Below are 20,707 nucleotides of genomic sequence, written 5' to 3' on the forward strand. Positions count from 1 at the left end.
CAAAACCGAAGTAAAAAGTGAAGGATGGAAAGAATACCAATAAGTGAGCAATTTCTAACCACCATCTATTATTCAGGTGAGAGTTCCCATAATACAAGGGTAACGACAAGAGTAGAAGGGAACATTCACTCACTTATCCACAGAAAAAGTGAATAAGTTATTCTGTGGGTAGCCGTTGTAGTGGAGCCATTTCATGAGTTCACGACTCATTTCAACAAAACCAAGCCAAAGCCTTAAGCGACAGACAAAATAGCTGTCCGATCTGCCTATGCATGCTATCTGCTATCTTGCCGTTTTATTCTCCAATGCTTCTCTCATGCGAGTTTGAACAACATCAACCAATAGATCAGGTTGGAACTTAGACACAAAACGATCACAGCCTACTTTTTCGACCATGGCCTCATTAAAACTGCCGCTTAACGAGGTATTCAAAGCAATGTAAAGATTGCTCATCCTTGTGTCTGCACGCACCTCGGAGGTGAGTTTATATCCATCCATCTCTGGCATTTCCGCATCAGTGATCATCAACAAGATTTCGTCGGTCACTTTTTTGCCTTCATCACACCAAGATTTCAGAAGATTCAGAGCATGCGCGCCGTTTTTCATTTCTATGCATTCAATGCCGAGTTGTCCTAGTGTTTCTGTGACTTGCTTCCTCGCTGTCGAAGAATCATCCACCACCAACACTTTCTGCCCCATCAAGTGCTGAGAGAGATCCTGATCGAGCACCTCTTCAGAAATGCCGATATCGTAAGAAACAATCTCCGCCAATACCTTTTCAACATCAATAATCTCAACCAACTTAAGCGCATCTTCATGCTCAAGTCGAGTGATTGCTGTCAGGTAGTTTCCGCGCCCTGTGGTCGGCGGCTCTAATATTTCATCCCACCCCATATTTTTGATATACACCACTTTACCAACCATGAAGGCCTGAATTGTCCGATTATACTCGGTGACTATCAGGTTAGAGTCCTGATCTTTCTCCAGTGGCCTCATACCTATGGACTGACGCATATCTATAACGGGAATCGAATGCCCACGAATGGTCGCAACACCGCTAATTTTGGGGTGAGCGCCTGGCATCTGATTTAGATGTGGCACTTTCAGCACTTCGCGTACTTTGAACACGTTTATGGCAAAAAGCTGTCGTGTACCAAGTTGAAAAATCAGCAGTTCAAGTCGATTTTCACCAACAAGGCGCGTTCGGGAGTCTACAGAATCAAGAATACTCGTCATGGGTATAAACCAATGTTTAATCACATCATGGTGTGATTTCTCTTTGTCTATCAAGTGAGTAACAGTAAAGCACATTTACTGCTTCCACTCATCAAGGCAGTGTTATTTATCGTGTTATCTATCACTATTAATCATAGAAAAAGTTCGAGAATAATGCGAAGTCCTAACGAAGAGACACAATAACAGATCGTTACAAATCATGCCGCTAGAGCAGAACAACTTGCTAAAGATTTAAAAAAAATCAGAACAACCTAGGTGTTATCATGCCAACGAAACGCTACAATTAAAGTACAATTATAAAAACACTACTGTTAGTGACAGGCGCGAATATGAAAAGCAAGGCTAATGAATCTCAGGGAATGCTGCTATTTAAACTCTCAGCCATGCAGACATTTGCTATCGGCACGCTGAAAGTCCGTGAAATAGTGCCATATTGCTCACTAACAGCACTGCCAGGTTCCCATCACACTGTTGTTGGTACCGCTAACATGCGCGGCATCACCACACCTATCATTGATATGGCAAAGGCAATTGGTTACCCCGCAGTGGGTAAAGAAGAATATGATAATTGCTTTATCATCATTACCGATTGTCAACGTCGCGTGGTCGGCTTTCTTGTTCGTGGTATAGAAAAAATCAGTGAATGCGATTGGAGAAATATCACTCCGCCTCCCAATACACTTGGCACACACGCATTCTTAACGGGTGTGATGAATGTCGATGAGAAAATCGTTCAGTTACTCGACGTCGAACTCATCATGTCTAAAGTCTTTCCAACCTCAGAAGACAAACTGCATCCGATCCTCGCTGATGTTGATCGCGAAAAGCTCAAACCTATGCATATTCTTTTGGTTGATGACAGCAGCCTGGCAAGACGCCAACTGTCAGAGGCACTCGACAGCATAAACATCCCTTACGTGGTCAGCGCCAATGGCCTTGATGCGCTGGAGAAAATGAAAGATTCAGCCATGCAAGGACGCCCCTTCGACATTGTAGTCAGTGATATTGAAATGCCGGGAATCGATGGTTACGAGTTAGCATTTGAAATACGCAGCAATAATTCATTGTCTGAAGCATACCTCATCCTACATACCTCGCTTTCGAGTGAAATCAGTGTTGATCGCGCTCACCAAGTAGGGGCACACGAAGCACTAGAGAAATTTGATGCAACCGAGTTAGTCACCGCTATGTTGAGAGGGGCGACACTAAAAACACAAAACGAATCTGTTCGATTAGAAGGGACCGTCGAGTAATTTACTTTCATTTGTCGTCATGCAGGTCTGCCACCCAAACAATTTCTTTCACAGCATGACGACAAAAAACCGCCAATACTTCCGTACGCTCCACGCTGATTACAACTTCCAAAATTACTCACTTTTCCTTGATCAAAAGACTGTTTCCAACGCTCCCGATGTGGTTTAATTTCGTCAGGATTACACATAGAAGGTTGAACACAGATGAACAATGTATTCGAGATCGTTAAGTTCTCTCGTCGCAAAAATAAACTGAAGCGGGAAATTCAGGACAACGAGAAAAAAATCCGCGACAACCAAAAGCGCGTTACTTTGCTTGAGAACCTGCTTGACTACATTCAGCCAAACATGACTCCTGACGAAATCGTAGAAATCGTCAAGAACATGAAAGCAGATTATGAAGATCGTGTTGATGACCACATTATCAGCAGCGCTGAAATTTCAAAAGAACGCCGCGAAATCAGTCGTCAAATCAAAGAATTGACGCGCCTAGAGAAAGAAGGCAAGAAGTAAGCGTTTATACATAGGATGCTGTCACCAGTATCAGATTGAACAAAAGGAGGCTACTGCCTCCTTTTTTGTTGCATTGAGACAAGTGCCATCAATCAGCTCTTGGTCATTAAACGAGTACAACGAAAAAAGCCCAGCAAATGCTGAGCTTTAAAGACAGTGTGAAGTTTAAGCGTTGTTAACGGTATTGATTACCAGTAAACACGTGCACCGATGGCATACATCATTTCGCTGTCAGCTGTTGAGCCAGATTCCACTTTCCAATCGTTCTTGTTGTTTGTGAAACCTGCAGTCGTACCGTCAGCATAAGCCATTTCACCGTACACACGGAAGAATGAGTTAAACTTGTGTACTGCGCCTAAATAGACCAGAGTCGCGTCGCCACTTTCATCAAGAAGACCGCTTACATCGTATTCACTGATCTCGTAGCCGCCATATACTGCTGATTTTGGAGAAACAGCATAGTTACCTGCTACTGCATAACCTGTGCGATCTAGAGATGTGTTATTCTCTGCGCTATCAATGTCACTTGCTGCGTATTGTACGCCAACACTCAGGTCACCAAACGAACGCTCAACCCATACGGTATGGTAAAGATCTTCAAGCGTACCAGCTTTAACCGCCCCCTCAGCACCGTGGCCTTGCTCTGCTTTAGAAACACCAGCAGTCACGTCAAAACCCGCCACCTTAAAGCCACCGAAAAGTTCGAATACTTCTGGGTTGGTATCATCTTCTGGCAATGCGTAGCTCGCATCAACATAAAACGCGTCATGCTGGTATGTGTAGCGGATTGAACTATCGTGCTTACCACCAGAGACCATACCTTCAACAATATGTGAACCACCGTAGAAGTAAGAGTTATCTACACCCCAAAGGTCATCGGCTGTTAGGTATTGCTTACCAATGGTGACCTTACCCCAATCACCAGTTGCACCAATGTAGCTATAACGGTTTTTAAATTCGTCAGCCAGGCTATACTCTAGTGCAGCAAGAACATCAAAGTCTTCAGTCACTTTGTATTGCGCTGCAACGCCAGCTCGAGAGCTGCCATCGTCTAATTTAATGTCAGTGTTCTCTTTCTTTTCTAGTTTTGCTCGTAACTGACCAAATACTTCAACTGAACCATCTTCTGTACTTAGAACTTCGTAAGCGCTTACGTTGCCTGCCAAAAGTACTGCTGGGATTGCTACTGCTAAAATTGTCTTTTTCATAGAATACGTTCCTGTATTTCTTATAAATTCCGTTTGCATTGATGCTGCGGAATAAAAATTAACATCCTAGAAACACAGAGTTCAACGATATATTTATTAACATTTAAAGCACTTGACAGACACTTGGGCTAACATTTCACCAACAATCAAACATTCATAAAAATAACACAAAAGCGAATAATAAGTCGCTAAAACGAATCAAATGGCGCACTAATGCAACTAAACATTCATGAGAGCGAAAAGCAAAGCCGCTTAATCCCCACACAAAATATGCGTAAAAAACACGCAATACGGTTAACATCACCCTGAACAATAAATGCGACTCACATCTCTAATTAGGGAAATAATATTTAGGGTTGTAATGAGTTTTTTCGGCTCAATGCGGAAATAACGTGCAACAAGACACTAATTTAATTGACATTTATAGTGCAGGTTAAGTTTTGGCTATTTGATGCCCAGCATCCGAAGGCGCTTATAGATAGTGTTACGACTCACACCTGAAATTTCTGCAATTCGGGTAATGTTGCCTTCCGTTTCGGCATACAACAAAGGGAGGCTTTCGCGCCAGCTAGCAACACGAGGAGTCACTTCTGGCTGTGATGAAAGTGGTATAACGTCATTGCGAAGGTCGAGGAAGAAATCATCTGGAAGGTGGTGAGTTTGCACTCTCTCATTGTTTGACAGCGCCAAAGCAACACGAAGCGTGTTTACCAACTGTCGAATATTGCCCGGCCAAGGGTGGCGATTAAATAGCGCAAATACGTCATCATCAATTTGCGTACTGATCTCTCCTGCAAGCTCGGGCAGTAATACATTAACAAGAGCATTTATGTCAGAACGTTCTTTCAAAGCTGGTAGGAAAAGCGTCAATCCATTAATGCGATAGTACAGATCTTCTCTGAATTTTTTCTGCGCGACGGCTTCTCGTAGCGATTGGTGCGTTGCACATATCACACGAAAATCCACCGAATAACTTTCGGTGCTGCCAAGGGGCGTCACGGCTTTTTCTTGCAGTACTCTAAGTAATCGAGCTTGCACATGCAGTGGCATATCGCCAATTTCATCCAACATTAAAGTGCCGCCGTCTGCTTGTCGGATATAGCCAATGCTGCCTTTCGTATTCGCCCCTGTAAAAGCACCTTTCACATAGCCAAATAATTCAGATTCCACCAGATCAGCCGGAATCGCTGCACAGTTTACCGCCACCAGCTTTTTGTGGGCGCGACTTGATGAAGCATGGGTTGCTTTAGCAAACACCTCTTTGCCAACCCCTGTTTCACCTTGGATCACCAACGGAATATCACTGTTCACTACACTCTGAGCTTGCCGAATGGCCTTTTGCATTTTGATGTCGCCAAGGTCCAAATGTTGAAGTTGACGTTCGCTGGGCTTGATAGCCGCCTTTTGAGAGGGAATCGATGACCCTGAAATAGGAAACGGTGCCGAGAGTGGCGATCGAATTGCGCGGTTGACTGGTCGCTTAATCGTTCCAAACAGGCGGTATTTAGACAACCCAATAAATGACAGAGGGTGATGTTCAGGATGTGCCGACAGCTTGAGCGCCGAAATTCCAGTGACTGACCCAATGTCCAAACCCACTAAGGTCTGCCCGACTAACAAATCCGCTCGCCGATTAGCAGCAATGATGTCGCCAGTTTCATTAAACACTAACAGCCCAGCCCACTGGCTAGCGAGGTTATCACTACTGGTGTTAAAGGTGAGCATGTGGCAGTGATGACGGTAAGTAGCGATGATCAGTTGATTCTCAACCGATTGTGTCATCACCTTCACCATGCCTGCGACATGTGATGTCGGCAAATAAGCGTCCGAAGAAATGTTCAATACACCGACCAAATGCCTATCACTATTAAATATCGGGGCGGCAGATGCGGTCATGTAGCGGTTTGCTATCAAATAATGTTCATCTCGCCCCACCGCGACGGCTTCTCCGGTTTGCAAGGCTGTACCCACAGCGTTGGTACCGTTGTATTTTTCTCGCCAGTTCGTTCCTTCGTCAAACAGATGTTTCTCCATTTGATTAATAAAACCAGGCCGCCCCCAGCGACTCAGCAAGTTGCCATCATTGTCTGCCAACAGCACTAAGCTGTTGCTGTTTACCAAAATATTTTCGTAAAAAGGTAGGACTTGTTCTTGCGTCGTCGCAATCAGGTCATGAGACCGATCGCGAACATCTCCCCAATCTCCGGTATCGAGTTTCACAATTTCAGGCGAGTTTTTTTGTGACAAACCAAATGACTGACAGCGCCGCCATGAAGCTTGGATTATCTCACTATGAGAGTGAGCTTTATCGCTCATTACAACATCCCACCATGCGCATTCGAACATAAAATGAGCGTTAATCATTGTTCACATTTTGTTAACAGTCAACACAATAGGTGACACTTTTTTCACACCATCAATGTTCACATTTCATTTATATATTTATAAATCAATGAGATAACATTTCATTAACTATTGGCACGGTTCTAGCGTATATCATTCGGAATGTGATGTATGCGCGCGTTTTCGCAAAGAGAAATTTCACGCTACCACATTAACCCCAACACTGATTCAGGGAGCCTTCATGTCACTTGAACTGCAAAGCGTCACACGAATAAGTAATAACGAGGTGTGGCTAGACAATATCGATCTGCGTATCGAACCCGGTTCATTCAACGTCTTACTCGGCAGAACGTTAGCGGGAAAAACCAGCCTAATGCGACTCATGGCGGGATTAGATAAACCCTCTTCTGGCAGCGTCTTGTTCAATGGCCAAGATGTCACTGGCATACCTGTGCGTGAGCGTAACGTTTCTATGGTGTACCAACAATTCATCAATTACCCCAACATGACAGTGTATGAAAACATCGCTTCTCCACTGCGCCTAGAAAAACACCCTGAACACATCATCAAAGAGCGCGTGCAGGAAACCGCCGAAATGTTGCGTATCGAATCTTTCCTCGATCGCCTTCCGCTTGAGCTTTCAGGTGGTCAACAACAGCGAACTGCCATGGCACGCGCCCTTGTTAAAAGTGCCGATCTCATTTTGTTTGACGAACCTCTCGTGAACCTCGATTACAAACTTCGTGAAGAGCTTCGCCAAGAAATGCGAGAGTTATTTGCTGAACGCAACACGATTGCCGTGTACGCCACCACAGAGCCCAATGAAGCGCTCGCATTGGGCGGAAACGTTTTGCTCATTCATGAAGGCAAGGTGATCCAGTCCGGCCCTACCGCGGAGGTATATCACCATCCCGCTTCTGTCACATGCGCAGATCTGTTCGGCGAGCCGCCAATCAACCTGATCAATGGCAGTGTTGGCGCTGGCAATGTGTCGTTCAATGAAACGATTCACTTTCCCCTCAATACCGATCTGGGAGAACTCAGTGACGGACAGTACCAATTTGGTATCCGCCCTAACCATTTGAGTTTGGTCCCACATAACGACGACGACCTTGAGCTGTCTGTTGACGTTGAACTGGCTGAGATCAGCGGCAGCGAAACCTTCCTGCACGTACGAAACCGCGATATCAACATGGTTCTGCACTTACCTGGTGTTCACGATTACCCCGTCGATGCACGCATCAGCATCTATGTGCCCACACACAAACTGTATGTGTTCGACCAGTCAAAGCAGCTCATTCAATCTGCACGCCGTTTGTGAGGAGATAAGCATGGCAGAAATAATTCTCGATTCATTAGCGCATTCTTACTCGTCCTCTCCGCAAGGTCGCAACGACTACGCCATTAGGAAAATGACCCATACATGGCGAGATGGCGGTGCCTATGCCCTGCTTGGGCCTTCTGGCTGTGGCAAGAGCACCATGCTGAACATCATTTCAGGACTATTGACCCCCTCGGAAGGGAAGGTGGTTTTCGACCACCAAGACGTCAGCCAGCTAGCGCCGCAAGAAAGAAACATCGCACAGGTTTTTCAGTTTCCTGTGGTGTACGACACCATGACCGTTTATGACAACCTTGCCTTTCCATTACGGAATATGAAAACGCCTGAAGCCAAAGTGCGCTCTCGCGTGAGCGATGTGGCTGAGTTGCTTGAACTCACTCCTGTACTCGACAAACGTGCTAGCAACCTTACCGCTGATGAAAAGCAAAAAGTATCCATGGGACGAGGACTCGTACGTGAAGATGTTTCCGCCATCTTGTTCGATGAACCGCTGACGGTGATTGACCCCCATCTCAAATGGAAACTGCGCCGTAAGCTGAGGCAGATTCACGAACAGTTTCACATCACCATGATTTACGTGACCCACGACCAACTGGAAGCCGCCACGTTCGCGGAAGAGATCGCCGTGATGTACGACGGTGTCATTGTGCAGTTTGGTACACCACGCGAATTGTTTGAGTCACCCAATCACACTTTCGTTGGATTCTTTATTGGCAGTCCAGGCATGAACCTGTTGCCCGTACAAAGAACGCCCGACGGCAATGTCAGCTTTGAAGATATAGAGCTGTTGTTAACTGACGAACAGCGCAATGTCTTGGCCCAAACCGATAGCAGCAATATCAAAGTGGGTATTCGGCCCGAATTCGTTCACCTGTGGCAGGAAAAACGAGACGACGCGTGGCAAGTCCCCGTGGAGTTCGTTGAAGACCTCGGCACGTATAAAATCGTTACCGTTCGCTTTGGCAAACAATTGTTAAAACTGCGCATTGCAGAAGAAGCGCCTGTTCCGGCTGACCACGCCCATATCAGCTTTCCCGCTCAATGGTTAAAGCTATACATCGACGAATTTTTGGCCGGTGAACCGCAACAATCAGAGATGGAAACGGGAGAGCAGGATGCAAACTAAAACCGAAAACAATCGCGCATGGCTCTTGGTCATGCCCGTGTTCCTCTTGGTCGCCTTCTCCGCCATCATCCCATTGATGACCGTGGTGAACTATTCCATACAGGACATATTCGATCAAAATACGCGTTACTTCGTCGGTACAGAATGGTACCGCGAAATCCTTAACGACCCACGCTTACACGACTCACTTGTGCGCCAATTTATCTATTCCTTTTGCGTACTCGCCATTGAAATACCGCTAGGAATTGCCGTAGCACTCACCATGCCAGCCCGTGGACTCAAAGCATCAATAGTACTGATCGTGCTTGCTATCCCCCTGCTGATCCCGTGGAACGTCGTCGGCACTATCTGGCAAATATTTGGTCGGGCGGACATCGGCCTGCTCGGCTGGTTCCTCAACAACATTGGTGTGGAATACAACTATGCCTCCGACCCCGTCGATGCATGGATCACCGTATTGGTGATGGATGTGTGGCATTGGACGTCGTTAGTCGCACTGCTTTGCTATTCAGGGTTACGCGCCATTCCCGATGTTTACTACCAAGCAGCAAAAATCGACCGAGCGTCCAACTGGGCTGTATTTCGTTACATCCAATTACCCAAGCTCAAAAGCGTGCTCTTGCTAGGTGTTCTGCTGCGCTTTATGGACAGCTTCATGATCTACACCGAGCCCTTTGTGCTCACTGGCGGTGGGCCGGGTAACTCCACCACTTTCTTATCGCAAGCCCTGACGAAAATGGCGGTAGGTCAGTTTGATATTGGCCCTGCGGCTGCATTTTCCATCATATATTTCTTAATTATTTTGTTGGTGTGTTGGATGTTCTATACCGCCATGACCAGCATGGACAGGAGGGATTAAGCCATGAATAAAAAATCGATTGGCCTTTCTGCCTATATCCTATTTTTGATGTTGCCCATCTATTGGCTACTGATGATGTCATTCAAGACCAACGAGGAAATCCTCGGAGGGCTGACGTTCTGGCCTCAATCATTCACCTTAGAAAATTACATCATCATTTTTACTGATCCAAGCTGGTACAACGGTTATCTCAACTCGCTGACCTACGTGACCATTAATACCTTGCTGTCGTTGTCGGTAGCCTTGCCCGCGGCATACGCGTTTTCTCGCTACCGTTTCATTGGCGACAAGCACCTGTTCTTCTGGCTACTCACCAACAGAATGGCGCCACCAGCCGTGTTTTTGCTGCCGTTCTTCCAGCTTTATAGCTCTGTAGGCTTATTTGATACCCACATTGCGGTAGCACTTGCACATTGTTTGTTCAACGTGCCGCTCGCTGTCTGGATATTAGAAGGCTTTATCTCTGGGGTTCCCAAAGAGATAGACGAAACAGCTTACATAGACGGCTACAGCTTTCCGCGGTTCTTTGTGCGAATTTTCATTCCCATGATCCGCTCAGGCATTGGTGTCACAGCCTTCTTTTGTTTCATGTTCAGCTGGGTCGAGCTCTTACTCGCGCGCACATTGACCTCAGTGAACGCCAAACCGATTGTCGCCACCATGACCCGTACGGTGAGTGCATCTGGTATTGACTGGGGTGTACTGGCAGCGGCAGGGGTGCTCACCATCGTACCCGGATTATTGGTGATTTGGTTCGTTCGTAACCACGTCGCTAAAGGTTTTGCACTAGGACGCGTTTAAGGAGAAATACGATGAGTTGGATGGCCTGGACACTCCCAAGTGCTCTGTTTTTTATCACCATTGGCTGCATGTTGACAGCCATGACCGTATTCGAAGTACTTCGGCCTTGTGTGGAAAGGAAAGGATTTTTGCCTATCCGCACAACCCGGGGTGATCGACTATTTATAGGCCTGCTTGGCAGTGCCTATATCCACCTTCTCTTCATCGGAATGACGGACCTTCCCATTTGGTATCCCTTTGGGATTGCCATTGTATGGCTAGTCACCGTTCTTCGTTGGGGTTAGGGAAAACGACAAAGGAGCGAAACTATGAAGCAATTGCCTGCTGTAACCAAATGGACGCCTCTTGGGTTCATGATCGGGTTGTTACTGGCACCGGCGGTACACGCCGATCAGTACAGCGACGCAGCATCGAAGTGGGTGAATGATGAATTTACCCCTTCAACGCTTAACAAAGATGAACAGCTAAAGGAAATGGCGTGGTTCACCAACGCTGCCAAACCTTTCCGCGGTATGGAAATCAAGGTCGTATCCGAAACCATCACCACCCATGAATACGAATCGAAAGTGCTTGCAAAGGCCTTCGAAGAACTCACGGGGATCAAGGTGACACACGACTTGATCCAAGAAGGTGATGTGGTCGAAAAACTGCAAACCGAGATGCAATCAAACCGCAGTATCTATGATGCATACATCAATGATTCTGATTTGATTGGTACTCACTTTCGCTATGGGAAAGTTTTTCCTATCAGTGACTACATCGAAAGTGAAGGTAAAGACATCACATTGCCAACACTCGACCTTGATGACTTTATTGGCCTTAGTTTTACCACAGGTCCAGATGGGAAAATCTACCAACTGCCGGATCAACAATTTGCCAACCTCTATTGGTTCCGCGCTGACTGGTTTGCCCGCGACGATCTCAAAGCCAAATTCAAAGGCATTTATGGTTATGAGCTCGGTGTTCCTGTCAACTGGTCTGCCTATGAAGACATCGCTGAGTTCTTTTCGGTTCACGTAAAAGAAATCGACGGCGAACGTGTTTATGGCCACATGGATTACGGTAAAAAAGACCCTTCTTTGGGGTGGCGTTTTACTGATGCATGGTTCTCCATGGCAGGCGCGGGTGACAAAGGTATCCCTAACGGTGTTCCTGTCGATGAATGGGGCATTCGTGTAGACGGTTGTTCCCCTGTGGGTTCGAGTGTCGAGCGTGGCGGTGCTACCAATGGCCCTGCTGCGGTGTTCGCAACCACCAAATACGTCGATTGGCTACGTGACTTTGCACCACCAGAAGCGCAAGGCATGACCTTCTCAGAAGCGGGCCCAGTTCCTGCTCAGGGATCGATTGCTCAACAAATCTTCTGGTATACCGCGTTTACGGCTGACATGACCAAACCCGGCTTGGCTGTTGTTAACCCTGATGGTACGCCGAAGTGGCGAATGGCACCTTCACCTCGCGGTCCATACTGGGAAGATGGCATGAAACTGGGTTACCAAGACACTGGCTCTTGGACGCTCATGCAGTCTACTGAACCAAAACGTCGTATGGCAGCATGGCTATATGCGCAGTTTACAGTGGCTAAAACTGTTTCACTGAAAAAGACGCTCGTGGGTTTAACGCCAATTCGTGAGTCTGATATTAACTCGCAAGCCATGACCGATGTTGCTCCGAAACTCGGTGGTCTGGTCGAATTCTATCGAAGCCCAGCACGTGTTCAGTGGACGCCAACAGGCACTAACGTTCCTGATTATCCGAAACTGGCACAGCTTTGGTGGCAATTCATTGCAGAAGCCGCGAACGGCGAAAAAACACCGCAAGAAGCACTTAACGGCTTAGCCGCGGCGCAAGATAAAGTGTTACGTCGTCTTGAGCGTGCCAACGTACAAGGTGAATGTGGACCTAAACTCAACAAACCTCGCGATGCTGACTATTGGCTAAACCTTCCCGGCGCACCAAAAGCGAAGCTGAAAAATGAGAAGCCGAAAGGGCAAACCATCAATTATGATGCTTTGCTTGAGGAATGGAAATCCGCCATGTAATGGCGCTGATCCACATGACACTCACATACTGGTTTAACGTTTAATATCCTAAATTAAGCAGACAGCCACGTGAAAACAAAAACGCCTGCAGGATTTTTGCAGGCGTTTTTTTATGCGTTTTGTTCACTTAATTGGTCTGGGCTTGCTCTTGCTCCGACCCTGGCATGTGAAGCTTTATCATGCGCTCTAGGTCAATTTTTCTAACCGGTTTTGCAATATAGTCATCCATACCCGCCCTTAAGCAAGCCTCTCTATCTTGTGAGGTTGCATTGGCGGTGAGTGCAACAATGGGTGTCTGAGGCGCGTATCCATGCTCTCGAAGCAACCTTGAGGCTTGATACCCATCCATGATAGGCATTTGGCAATCCATGAAGATCAAATCAAAGCTCTCTTGTTGGCAAATCTCTATCGCGACCTTGCCGTTTTCTGCTAGCACGACCTCGACACCAAGGCGCGTGAGCATCGCCTGTACGACACGTTGATTGACCATGGTATCTTCCACTACCAAAACTCGCCCTTGGTAGGAGTCAGACACTTCGACTTCCCTCGTTGCTTGGGTTTGTTCAGTGACTTCTCCCGTTAGCGAAATGACGCCCAGTTGCGTTTGCTGGCCTCGCAAAATACGCGCTAACACATTTTTGAGGTCGTTAAACTTATAGGGTCGAGACAAGTACCCCTCGATGCGAAAATTATCGAGTTTCACACTATCATGCATATCTGGCGCGGCCGTGATCATCATAAGACTTGGACAGCGCTGCCCAAAGCGATTTCTCAGCCTAGAAGCAATCGCAAAACCATCTACGTTTGGCATCAGTTTATCGAGAATAACGACTTTGAACGGTTTCCCAGAGTCCATCCGCTCTGCAATCATCTCTTCTGTATCTTCTGGTCGCAGGCAACAAGACACCTGACATCCCATACTGCCCAGTTGCGCGCTGGTAATACGCATATTTAATCGACTATCGTCCACCAGCAACATCGCTGCATCGGCAAAGAACAGTGAGTCGAACGGTGCACCTTCCGGTACTTGCGCTCTCTCAAAAGTCACATTGAAAAAGAAACGACTGCCTTCATTTTCCGTACTTTCAAGCTGTAACCGTCCCCCCATCAACTCGACAATCTGACTAGAAATCGCCAGCCCAAGTCCTGTGCCGCCAAAATTGCGGCTCATGCTCCCATCCGCCTGTTCAAACTTCTCAAAGATCTTGTCTTGCTTGTTCCCTGGTATGCCAATTCCTGTATCACGAACCTCAAATAGCACAGTAACTTGTTGGTCTTTGCTTTCTACCTGTCGAATACCGACATGAACACTGCCATGTTCCGTAAACTTCACGGCATTGCCCACCAAGTTAATCATCACCTGACGCAATCTCACCGCATCACCCATCAAGAGTGGCGCTAGGCTTTCATCCACATGGCATTCAAACGCAAGATCTTTTTCTTTCGTTCTTAATCGAAATAGATGCTCTATGTCGCGGTTAAGCTCAAGCAAGTTAAGCTCCAAGACTTCCAAGTCAAACTTACCCGCTTCGATTTTCGAAAAATCCAAAATATCATTAATGATATCCAGTAAAGACAATGACGACGTTTCAAGCATATCGATGAACTCTTGCTGCTCATCATTCAGTGGCGTGCCTTTAAGCAGTGAGGACATACCAATAATGCCGTTCATCGGTGTCCGTATTTCATGGCTCATGTTTGCCAGAAATTCACTTTTCTTTAGATTTGCGTCTTCTGCCGTTTCTTTGGATTGATGAAGCTCAGCATTATACTCACGCATTTTTTCAACGGTTTTATTGTATTGGGTGTACAAGGTCACCAACTCCTCACCCATTCTACTTTTGGGGGGTTCTATTGCCTTGGGTAGGTTATCAGCATCAAACTTCGTCACACCTTGAGAAATCCAGATCAATGGCCGAACCACGTCGATATAAACAATGAAAAAGACGAGACCTCCCAGTACCAATATCGCGCCACCTAAAAACAGAAGCAGCATGACAAAACGCTCAGTCAGCGCGTTATAAACTTGCTGCAAGCTCACTTCGATCTGGACAGTACCGAGTCTGTATTCATTGCCGAATTGCTGATGGACCATTGGCCATTGATACGAAATTTTCGGTTCTGGCGGGCTTTTCCCCGCTTCTGCTAGCACACGGTCAGAATCAAAAACACGAACATATGAGATATCGGGGTGCTGAAAAATCCCTTTAACGATCACTCCAACTTGCTCGAGATCTTCTTGCCAAACACTATTTGAGATACTCGATAAATCGGTGTCATGGATCAGCAACGCATTCTGACGGAGTTGCTCAGAGCGCGCTTGATAGTCAAGAAATAGAGCAAACGCCGCGACCAAAAATGCCAACAGACTACACACGAATAGCACCCTGCTCACCAACCTGGCGGCCATACTCGAAGGGTGAGGGAGATTCTCTTTTTGATTCAACATAGACTAGGCTTATGGATGTCCCAATAAAGAAGCAGCTATCTCTAATAGTAGCCAAAAGTCTCAAACTTGGATGAACATTGCTATGTCTAAAAAATGTCTGTGGGTTTCTCGTATCTGCCTACTTTCTCTATATTGTCTGCTTGGGCTCTTTATTCATTCGCCCGCCCATGCAATAACGCTTGATTACTACGTCGTACAAGACCAATCAGAGCCACTACAAATACAAGAAGAAGGCCAGAATCACCGTGGAATCATTACAGATATTCTGATGAAAGCTCTAGAAGGTAGCCCACATGAACTGCGTATCCACACTTACCCATTTAATCGGATGATGACTTTGCTATCAGACAGTCAGAACGCAAACTGGATCACTTACGGCAGTCCACAATGGGGAGGCATGCAGTCCGTCAACTTATCTTCATCCCCCCTATTTGAGGTCGAACACAGTATTGTCAGCAACACGGATGATGGCTTTCCTTATAAATCACCCGATGATTTAAACGGGAAGATTGCCGTATTGCTCTTTGGATTCGACTATCCAGGACTTGATGTGAAAATCGCAAAAGGGCAAGTCAGCGAAGTCCGTGTGAAAAATTATGATGCTGCATTTCGAGTCGTCGATCGTCTCAAAAAAAACGGGGGGTTTGTCGAAATGGATATTCGCCTCAAGTACCACTTAAAACGCTTAGGGTTTACTGACCAAGACTACCAACTTCATAAGGCGAGCAATCTGATCCCAAACTACAACATTCATTTGGCGTATTCACCCAACATAGCCCCTCAAATCAAGCAATTTATTGATAAACGCATTATTCAAATGGCAGAAACAGATGAGATAAAGACTATCATTAATAAATATCTCTAAGCGTAACCCTGACGGAACATTGCCATGCAATCACTCAAAACCGAAGGCTCTGACAGTTTCTATCGACTTCTTGCCGTTGGGGCTCGACTCAATATCGAACTCTCTGATGATCCGCGTAAAACGCAGGTCGTCTCTCGGCTAGTCGGATACAGAAAAGAGCAGTTTCTTCTTATTGATTGCCCCTCAGGTCAAGATCCTGTTATCGAACGATTTCAAATACCCAACAATGAAGTCATCATTCGTGCCGTTACCGACAGCGAGTTTCGGGATGTCATCGCTTTTCGTTGCTTGGTCATGGGCGTTATTCAAAAGCCTATAAGGCTCCTAATTGTGTCCATTCCCGATAACGTCGCGCACAGACAAATACGCCAACAGCCGCGTATTGACACCAACATGTCAGTTCGCATCCAAGACAGTGACAGCACGTTCAACGCGACGATGACAGACTATTCTGTAACAGGGTGCTGTTTGGAAGTTCCTGCTAATGAACATCTACTCTTCGAAGATGAAACGCTTCAAATTGTTTTGGAATATGGTGATTCGATCAGCGGGAAGATAACTGGCTCTGTCGTCGCTGTTAACAATGAAAAAGACCCACCAACGGCAGGCCTTCAGTTTGATGACAGTGAATCAACTCTGCGTAAAGAGTTTTTCTATCAGTTGCTGTTCGATATGCGTAAAAACGATAAATCATTAGAGGTTTAAGCCGTCTTAATCGCTCTTTCTATTTGATATCGTATTAGCCCGCGTCTAAAACGCCTCGTCGAATCTGATCCAATTCAATAGATTCAAACAGTGCTTGGAAATTCCCTTCGCCAAAGCCTTGATTGCCCTTGCGTTGAATAATTTCGAAAAACACAGGACCAATAACGGTGTCAGTGAATATTTGTAGCAAAATACCAGTGCTGACACTGCCATCAATCAATACGCGATAGTCACGAAGTTGGGTGACACTTTCTTCATGCCCTTCCACGCGTGAGTCGACATTCTCATAATACGTATCAGGCGTATTCATAAAACGCATACCACGCGATCTCAGTGTTTCAACTGTCTGGTAAATATCGTCCGTACTCAATGCGATATGCTGAATACCTTCTCCGTTGTAGGCATCGAGATACTCGGCAATTTGAGATTTATCATCACTTGATTCATTGATAGGAATACGGATTTTGCCACAAGGCGCTGTCAACGCGCGCGATTTCAACCCCGTCAGTTTGCCTTCAATGTCGAAATATCGGATCTCTTTGAAGTTAGCGATCCGATCATAAAAATCAGACCAAACATCCATGTTGCCTTTTTCGACATTATGGGTGAGATGATCAATAACCTGCAGGCCCGCATCCGCTGCTTTTAGCGTCTCTTTCCAATTAGGGTAGAAGGTAAAGTCGATGTCATAAATTTCGCTCTCACCATAACGGTCAACAAGATACAGGTACGAACCTCCGATACCGTGTATCGCTGGAATGTTGAGCTCCATTAAACCAATACGCGGTTCGCAAGCTTCAGCGCCTTGTTGCACCGCATACTGCATCGCGTGGTTTGAATCCTTCACCCGAAATGCCATGGCATTCACGCTCGCACCATGTTGTTTAGCAAAACCTTCGGCCTGCGAGTCATGCTCACCGTTTACAATAAAATTGATGTCGCCTTGGCGATATAACCAAACGTCTTTGTGTTTGTGCTTCGCAATTTCTGCAAAGCCCATCAGTGAAAATAGTGTCTTGAGTTCAGCAATGCCTGCCGCATTCGGCGCGGTATATTCCACAAACTCAAAGCCATCCGTACCCATTGGGTTAATGGTTGTATTTGCCATCCTCAATTCTCCTGCCTGCTTGCAATTAAGCAAATCGATTCCTTTTTTGTTGGCAGCATTGCCAACACAGTCACTAAAAGGAATAGCAGTCGGTAATCAGAAACGGCAACGCAAGGGGGCACTCATCAGCAGCACTCGCTGTAAAGAAGATTCTGTAAATGGAAATTGACAGTACGGGTGTGTACACGTTAGTGAGGAAGGCTAATCTGTAAATATCGAGCAATCAGTTCAGCCGCTTCAATTTCTTCACCGCTGAGATCGCTTCCCCAATCTGGCCCTAGCATGACAGCGTCCTTTGCCAGATCGACCAACCATTCCTCCAGAAACTCAGGGATCAGAATCGCCACTGGCGCGAATTCTTCCCACTCATCAACGCAATGTATTGCAGCGGCGTCTCTTGATGACCAAAACGGCATCACATCGGTATCTTCATAAATGGATGAGTCACAGATCACCCAGCCATCTTTACACTGTAAACCCCATACCTCTCCGCTAGCACGGGAAACCGTCACAAACTTCTCTATCGGTGTCGTGTCGTTGGTTGTCATACGCGGTCTCCTTTATGCACAACCGTGTTTTAAACTTGTAAGCTAACACTACAATTTACGCATACAGCTTAAGAGGTTGTGTATCAAGATTGAGCAATTGGTGTTATACCCAAACAACCTGAAGATGCAGGATTCAGCGAGTTTGACTGGCGTTATGATCAAGGCGTCCCTTTTTGATGTAGTCATCTCCATCAAAAAGGGATAACACCGAGCATAGTGTCAGTCACTCGCCCGAAGGGAGGCCATCAGGTTGTTTGGGTATAGTAGCCTTTGACTTGCTCTCGGCGGAACACCGCAGGCGTTGCACCAACGCGAAGTTTGAATTGCTGTGAAAGGTGTTGTTGAGAGGAGAATCCGCACACTGAGGCGATTTCAACCAACGGCAGACTGTTCTGGGTTAGCAAAATTTTCGCCAGTTCAACACGGCGAAATAATACATATTGGTGCGGAGTGGTACCGAAACTCGTTTTAAACATACGCGCAAAGTGAAACTCACTTAACTGCGTTAACGCCGCCAATTCAGCCAATGAAAACGCCTGTGAAAGATGTGCTTCAACATATTCGATCACACGACGCTGATTTTGCGGTGACAGACCACCACTGCTGATAGCCAACTTCATTGGCTGATGACAGTATTGTCTAACCATATGCAGCAACATCATTTGTTGTGCATGGGAAAGCATCAACCTATCCGTGCTTTGTGACCAATCCAATTTCAACATGGTTTGACGAACCAGTTGGCTAACAAAAGGGTCATCAACGAAAGTACATTCTTTCAGCTCAATATGACGGCCTTCTTTATCGAAAACCTGCTCAGCAAAACGCTGAAGATGTGCTTGTTCAAAGTAGAAATGGAAAAAACGGAAGGGATCAGAAAACGACCAATCAGAACGATGATCTTTTGGCATTAAACACAGTTTATCTTCGCCGCCATAGAGATCACCTTTGTGGGAGCAGCGCTTGGTGTTCTCACCACCCGCTAAGTAGAAACTCAATGTATGGTGCCCCGGCTTGTCATAGCTTGCGCTGCCATGGCTGTTACTCCATACCGCAGCCCCTAAGCCATTATCTAGCCAGACATCTCCATGCAGTTTCGCCGTGTTATCACGTAACACGTTGTAAACCCGCTGTCTTTTTAGTTCTTTAGACGAATCCTTGTCCATACCACTCTCGCTCTTCTCCGTTTCAATATATCCCGAGTTTTTCTTTAGGGGTACCCGCTTTTACCTCAAACGGCTGAGTCGACATAGAAAAGCGCAAGAATCTATAAAAATAGCAGGAATATGAAAGTTATCGCGCTCTGCTCATATTACAGTGAGATATACCCCAGTGACCTAAACACGCTGGGCACATAACCAATAATAACAACGCCAGTAAGCTAGTCAGTCAGAGGAGTCGGCAAATGAACGCACTATTGTATGCAGTCACTGTGTTTATTTGGGGGTCAACTTGGCTTGCCATTGCATATCAGATAGGCGACACACCTGTCGTTGTCTCTGTTGGTTGGCGTTTTGGGTTGGCTTCCATTACCCTTTTTATCATTCTAATTGCACGAAATGCACTACCAAAACTCACGGCGGAAAACCACAAAATGGCTGCGCTACTCGCCTTATGTCTGTTTTCTAATAACTTCCTTTGTTTCTATTTCGCGACCCAGTACATTCCGAGCGGGCTCAATGCTGTCGTGTTTTCACTGGCTCCCATATTGAACGCCCTGAACCTTTGGTGGCTTGAGAAAAAACGCCCTGACGCGACCTTCATTCAAGGGGCACTTATGGGCTTCGTCGGTGTGCTCATGCTGTTTGGCGCTCAATTCATTCACTCAGCCATGGACATGACCATACTGTTAGGGCTTGCGGTAACCTTCATTGGCACCTACTTCTTCTCGATGGGAAACTTGGTGTCTGCCCGCGCCCAAAAGAAAGGGATGCCATTGCTGCCCACCACAGCGTGGGCGATGGGGTATGGTGCGCTGTATCTGTTTGCCATTGCCCTCTTAATGGGATACTCATTAGCGTTTACTACCACACCGCTTTATGTGTCGGCGCTTGTTTATCTCGCCATTATTGGCTCGGTTGTCGGTTTCAACACTTACCTTGCGTTAATTGGACGCATAGGCGCAGCGAAAGCCGCATATTGCACCGTGCTCTTTCCACTCATCGCATTGTCTCTGTCGACCGTTTTCGAAGGGTACGAGTGGACATGGCAATCAGTCATCGGCGTCATTCTAGTCCTCAGTGGCAATTTGCGTGTATTTGGCTTGCCAGAGCCTGTAAAGCGCTCCGTTAAACGTTGGTCACGCGCATAAT

The 20,707-nt window shown here is 46.3% G+C and carries 18 protein-coding genes; 11 read left to right on the plus strand and 7 right to left on the minus strand.

The annotated features are described in order from the left end of the window. Positions 1–282: 282 nt before the first annotated feature. A complete protein-coding gene (locus tag L4D06_RS20535; protein WP_274166133.1) occupies positions 283–1,236 on the minus strand; it encodes a chemotaxis protein CheV in 954 nt (317 codons plus the stop codon). A 329-nt stretch (positions 1,237–1,565) separates the two neighbouring features. Here L4D06_RS20535 and L4D06_RS20540 point away from each other — a divergent pair, with 329 nt between their 5' ends. Both L4D06_RS20540 and L4D06_RS20545 read left to right on the plus strand, forming a co-directional pair. Continuing rightward, positions 1,566–2,489, plus strand: coding sequence for a chemotaxis protein (locus L4D06_RS20540; protein ID WP_274166102.1), 924 nt, complete (start codon positions 1,566–1,568; stop codon positions 2,487–2,489). Between the two features lie 204 nt (positions 2,490–2,693). Further along, complete coding sequence (locus L4D06_RS20545; RefSeq protein ID WP_274166103.1) at positions 2,694–3,002, plus strand: DUF496 family protein; 309 nt, start codon at positions 2,694–2,696, stop codon at positions 3,000–3,002. Between the two features lie 188 nt (positions 3,003–3,190). Here L4D06_RS20545 and L4D06_RS20550 read toward each other — a convergent pair whose 3' ends face one another. Beyond that, on the minus strand, positions 3,191–4,210 hold the full coding sequence (locus tag L4D06_RS20550; protein ID WP_429741057.1) for a porin: 1,020 nt from the start codon (positions 4,208–4,210) through the stop codon (positions 3,191–3,193). 444 nt (positions 4,211–4,654) lie between these two features. Next, positions 4,655–6,526, minus strand: coding sequence for a sigma-54-dependent Fis family transcriptional regulator (locus L4D06_RS20555; protein ID WP_429741059.1), 1,872 nt, complete (start codon positions 6,524–6,526; stop codon positions 4,655–4,657). A 268-nt stretch (positions 6,527–6,794) separates the two neighbouring features. Between L4D06_RS20555 and L4D06_RS20560 the strand changes: the two genes are divergently transcribed. Genes L4D06_RS20560 through L4D06_RS20585 form a run of 6 tightly spaced genes read left to right on the plus strand, consistent with a single transcriptional unit; the run spans position 6,795 to position 12,723 of the window. Next, complete coding sequence (locus tag L4D06_RS20560) at positions 6,795–7,874, plus strand: ABC transporter ATP-binding protein (protein ID WP_429741061.1); 1,080 nt, start codon at positions 6,795–6,797, stop codon at positions 7,872–7,874. Positions 7,875–7,884: 10 nt separating this feature from the next. Then, positions 7,885–9,021, plus strand: coding sequence for an ABC transporter ATP-binding protein (locus L4D06_RS20565; protein ID WP_274166107.1), 1,137 nt, complete (start codon positions 7,885–7,887; stop codon positions 9,019–9,021). Next, positions 9,011–9,880, plus strand: a complete 870-nt coding sequence (locus L4D06_RS20570; RefSeq protein ID WP_274166108.1) for a carbohydrate ABC transporter permease — start codon at positions 9,011–9,013, stop codon at positions 9,878–9,880. The genes L4D06_RS20565 and L4D06_RS20570 overlap by 11 nt, the downstream gene beginning before the upstream one ends. Positions 9,881–9,883: 3 nt before the next feature. Then, on the plus strand, positions 9,884–10,681 hold the full coding sequence (locus L4D06_RS20575) for a carbohydrate ABC transporter permease (RefSeq protein ID WP_274166109.1): 798 nt from the start codon (positions 9,884–9,886) through the stop codon (positions 10,679–10,681). Positions 10,682–10,692: 11 nt separating this feature from the next. Further along, positions 10,693–10,965, plus strand: coding sequence for a DUF2160 domain-containing protein (locus L4D06_RS20580; protein WP_028021751.1), 273 nt, complete (start codon positions 10,693–10,695; stop codon positions 10,963–10,965). A 24-nt stretch (positions 10,966–10,989) separates the two neighbouring features. Beyond that, positions 10,990–12,723, plus strand: coding sequence for an ABC transporter substrate-binding protein (locus tag L4D06_RS20585; RefSeq protein WP_429741065.1), 1,734 nt, complete (start codon positions 10,990–10,992; stop codon positions 12,721–12,723). 127 nt (positions 12,724–12,850) lie between these two features. Here the strand turns inward: L4D06_RS20585 and L4D06_RS20590 are convergent, their stop codons facing one another. Next, on the minus strand, positions 12,851–15,100 hold the full coding sequence (locus L4D06_RS20590; protein ID WP_429741067.1) for a response regulator: 2,250 nt from the start codon (positions 15,098–15,100) through the stop codon (positions 12,851–12,853). Positions 15,101–15,254: 154 nt separating this feature from the next. On the opposite strand from L4D06_RS20590, the gene L4D06_RS20595 reads away from it, so the two are divergent. Both L4D06_RS20595 and L4D06_RS20600 read left to right on the plus strand, forming a co-directional pair. Next, positions 15,255–16,037, plus strand: a complete 783-nt coding sequence (locus L4D06_RS20595; protein WP_429741069.1) for a substrate-binding periplasmic protein — start codon at positions 15,255–15,257, stop codon at positions 16,035–16,037. Positions 16,038–16,061: 24 nt separating this feature from the next. Then, on the plus strand, positions 16,062–16,742 hold the full coding sequence (locus L4D06_RS20600) for a flagellar brake protein (RefSeq protein ID WP_429741071.1): 681 nt from the start codon (positions 16,062–16,064) through the stop codon (positions 16,740–16,742). Positions 16,743–16,776: 34 nt separating this feature from the next. Here the strand turns inward: L4D06_RS20600 and hppD are convergent, their stop codons facing one another. The 3 genes from hppD to L4D06_RS20615 form a co-directional block, all read right to left on the minus strand. Continuing rightward, on the minus strand, positions 16,777–17,850 hold the full coding sequence (gene hppD, locus L4D06_RS20605) for a 4-hydroxyphenylpyruvate dioxygenase (RefSeq protein WP_274166114.1): 1,074 nt from the start codon (positions 17,848–17,850) through the stop codon (positions 16,777–16,779). A gap of 188 nt (positions 17,851–18,038) precedes the next feature. Continuing rightward, positions 18,039–18,398, minus strand: coding sequence for a DUF2750 domain-containing protein (locus L4D06_RS20610; RefSeq protein ID WP_429741073.1), 360 nt, complete (start codon positions 18,396–18,398; stop codon positions 18,039–18,041). Between the two features lie 245 nt (positions 18,399–18,643). After that, positions 18,644–19,561 (minus strand): helix-turn-helix domain-containing protein, encoded by a 918-nt coding sequence (locus L4D06_RS20615; RefSeq protein WP_429741075.1) that lies wholly within the window; start codon positions 19,559–19,561, stop codon positions 18,644–18,646. A gap of 239 nt (positions 19,562–19,800) precedes the next feature. Between L4D06_RS20615 and L4D06_RS20620 the strand changes: the two genes are divergently transcribed. Beyond that, the gene (locus tag L4D06_RS20620) at positions 19,801–20,706 is read left to right on the plus strand and encodes a DMT family transporter (protein WP_429741077.1); all 906 of its coding nucleotides are present in this window, start codon (positions 19,801–19,803) and stop codon (positions 20,704–20,706) included. The last annotated feature ends 1 nt before the right edge of the window (position 20,707 follow it).

This window comes from Enterovibrio makurazakiensis, from assembly GCF_050336585.1.
GTDB lineage: Bacteria > Pseudomonadota > Gammaproteobacteria > Enterobacterales > Vibrionaceae > Enterovibrio > Enterovibrio gelatinilyticus.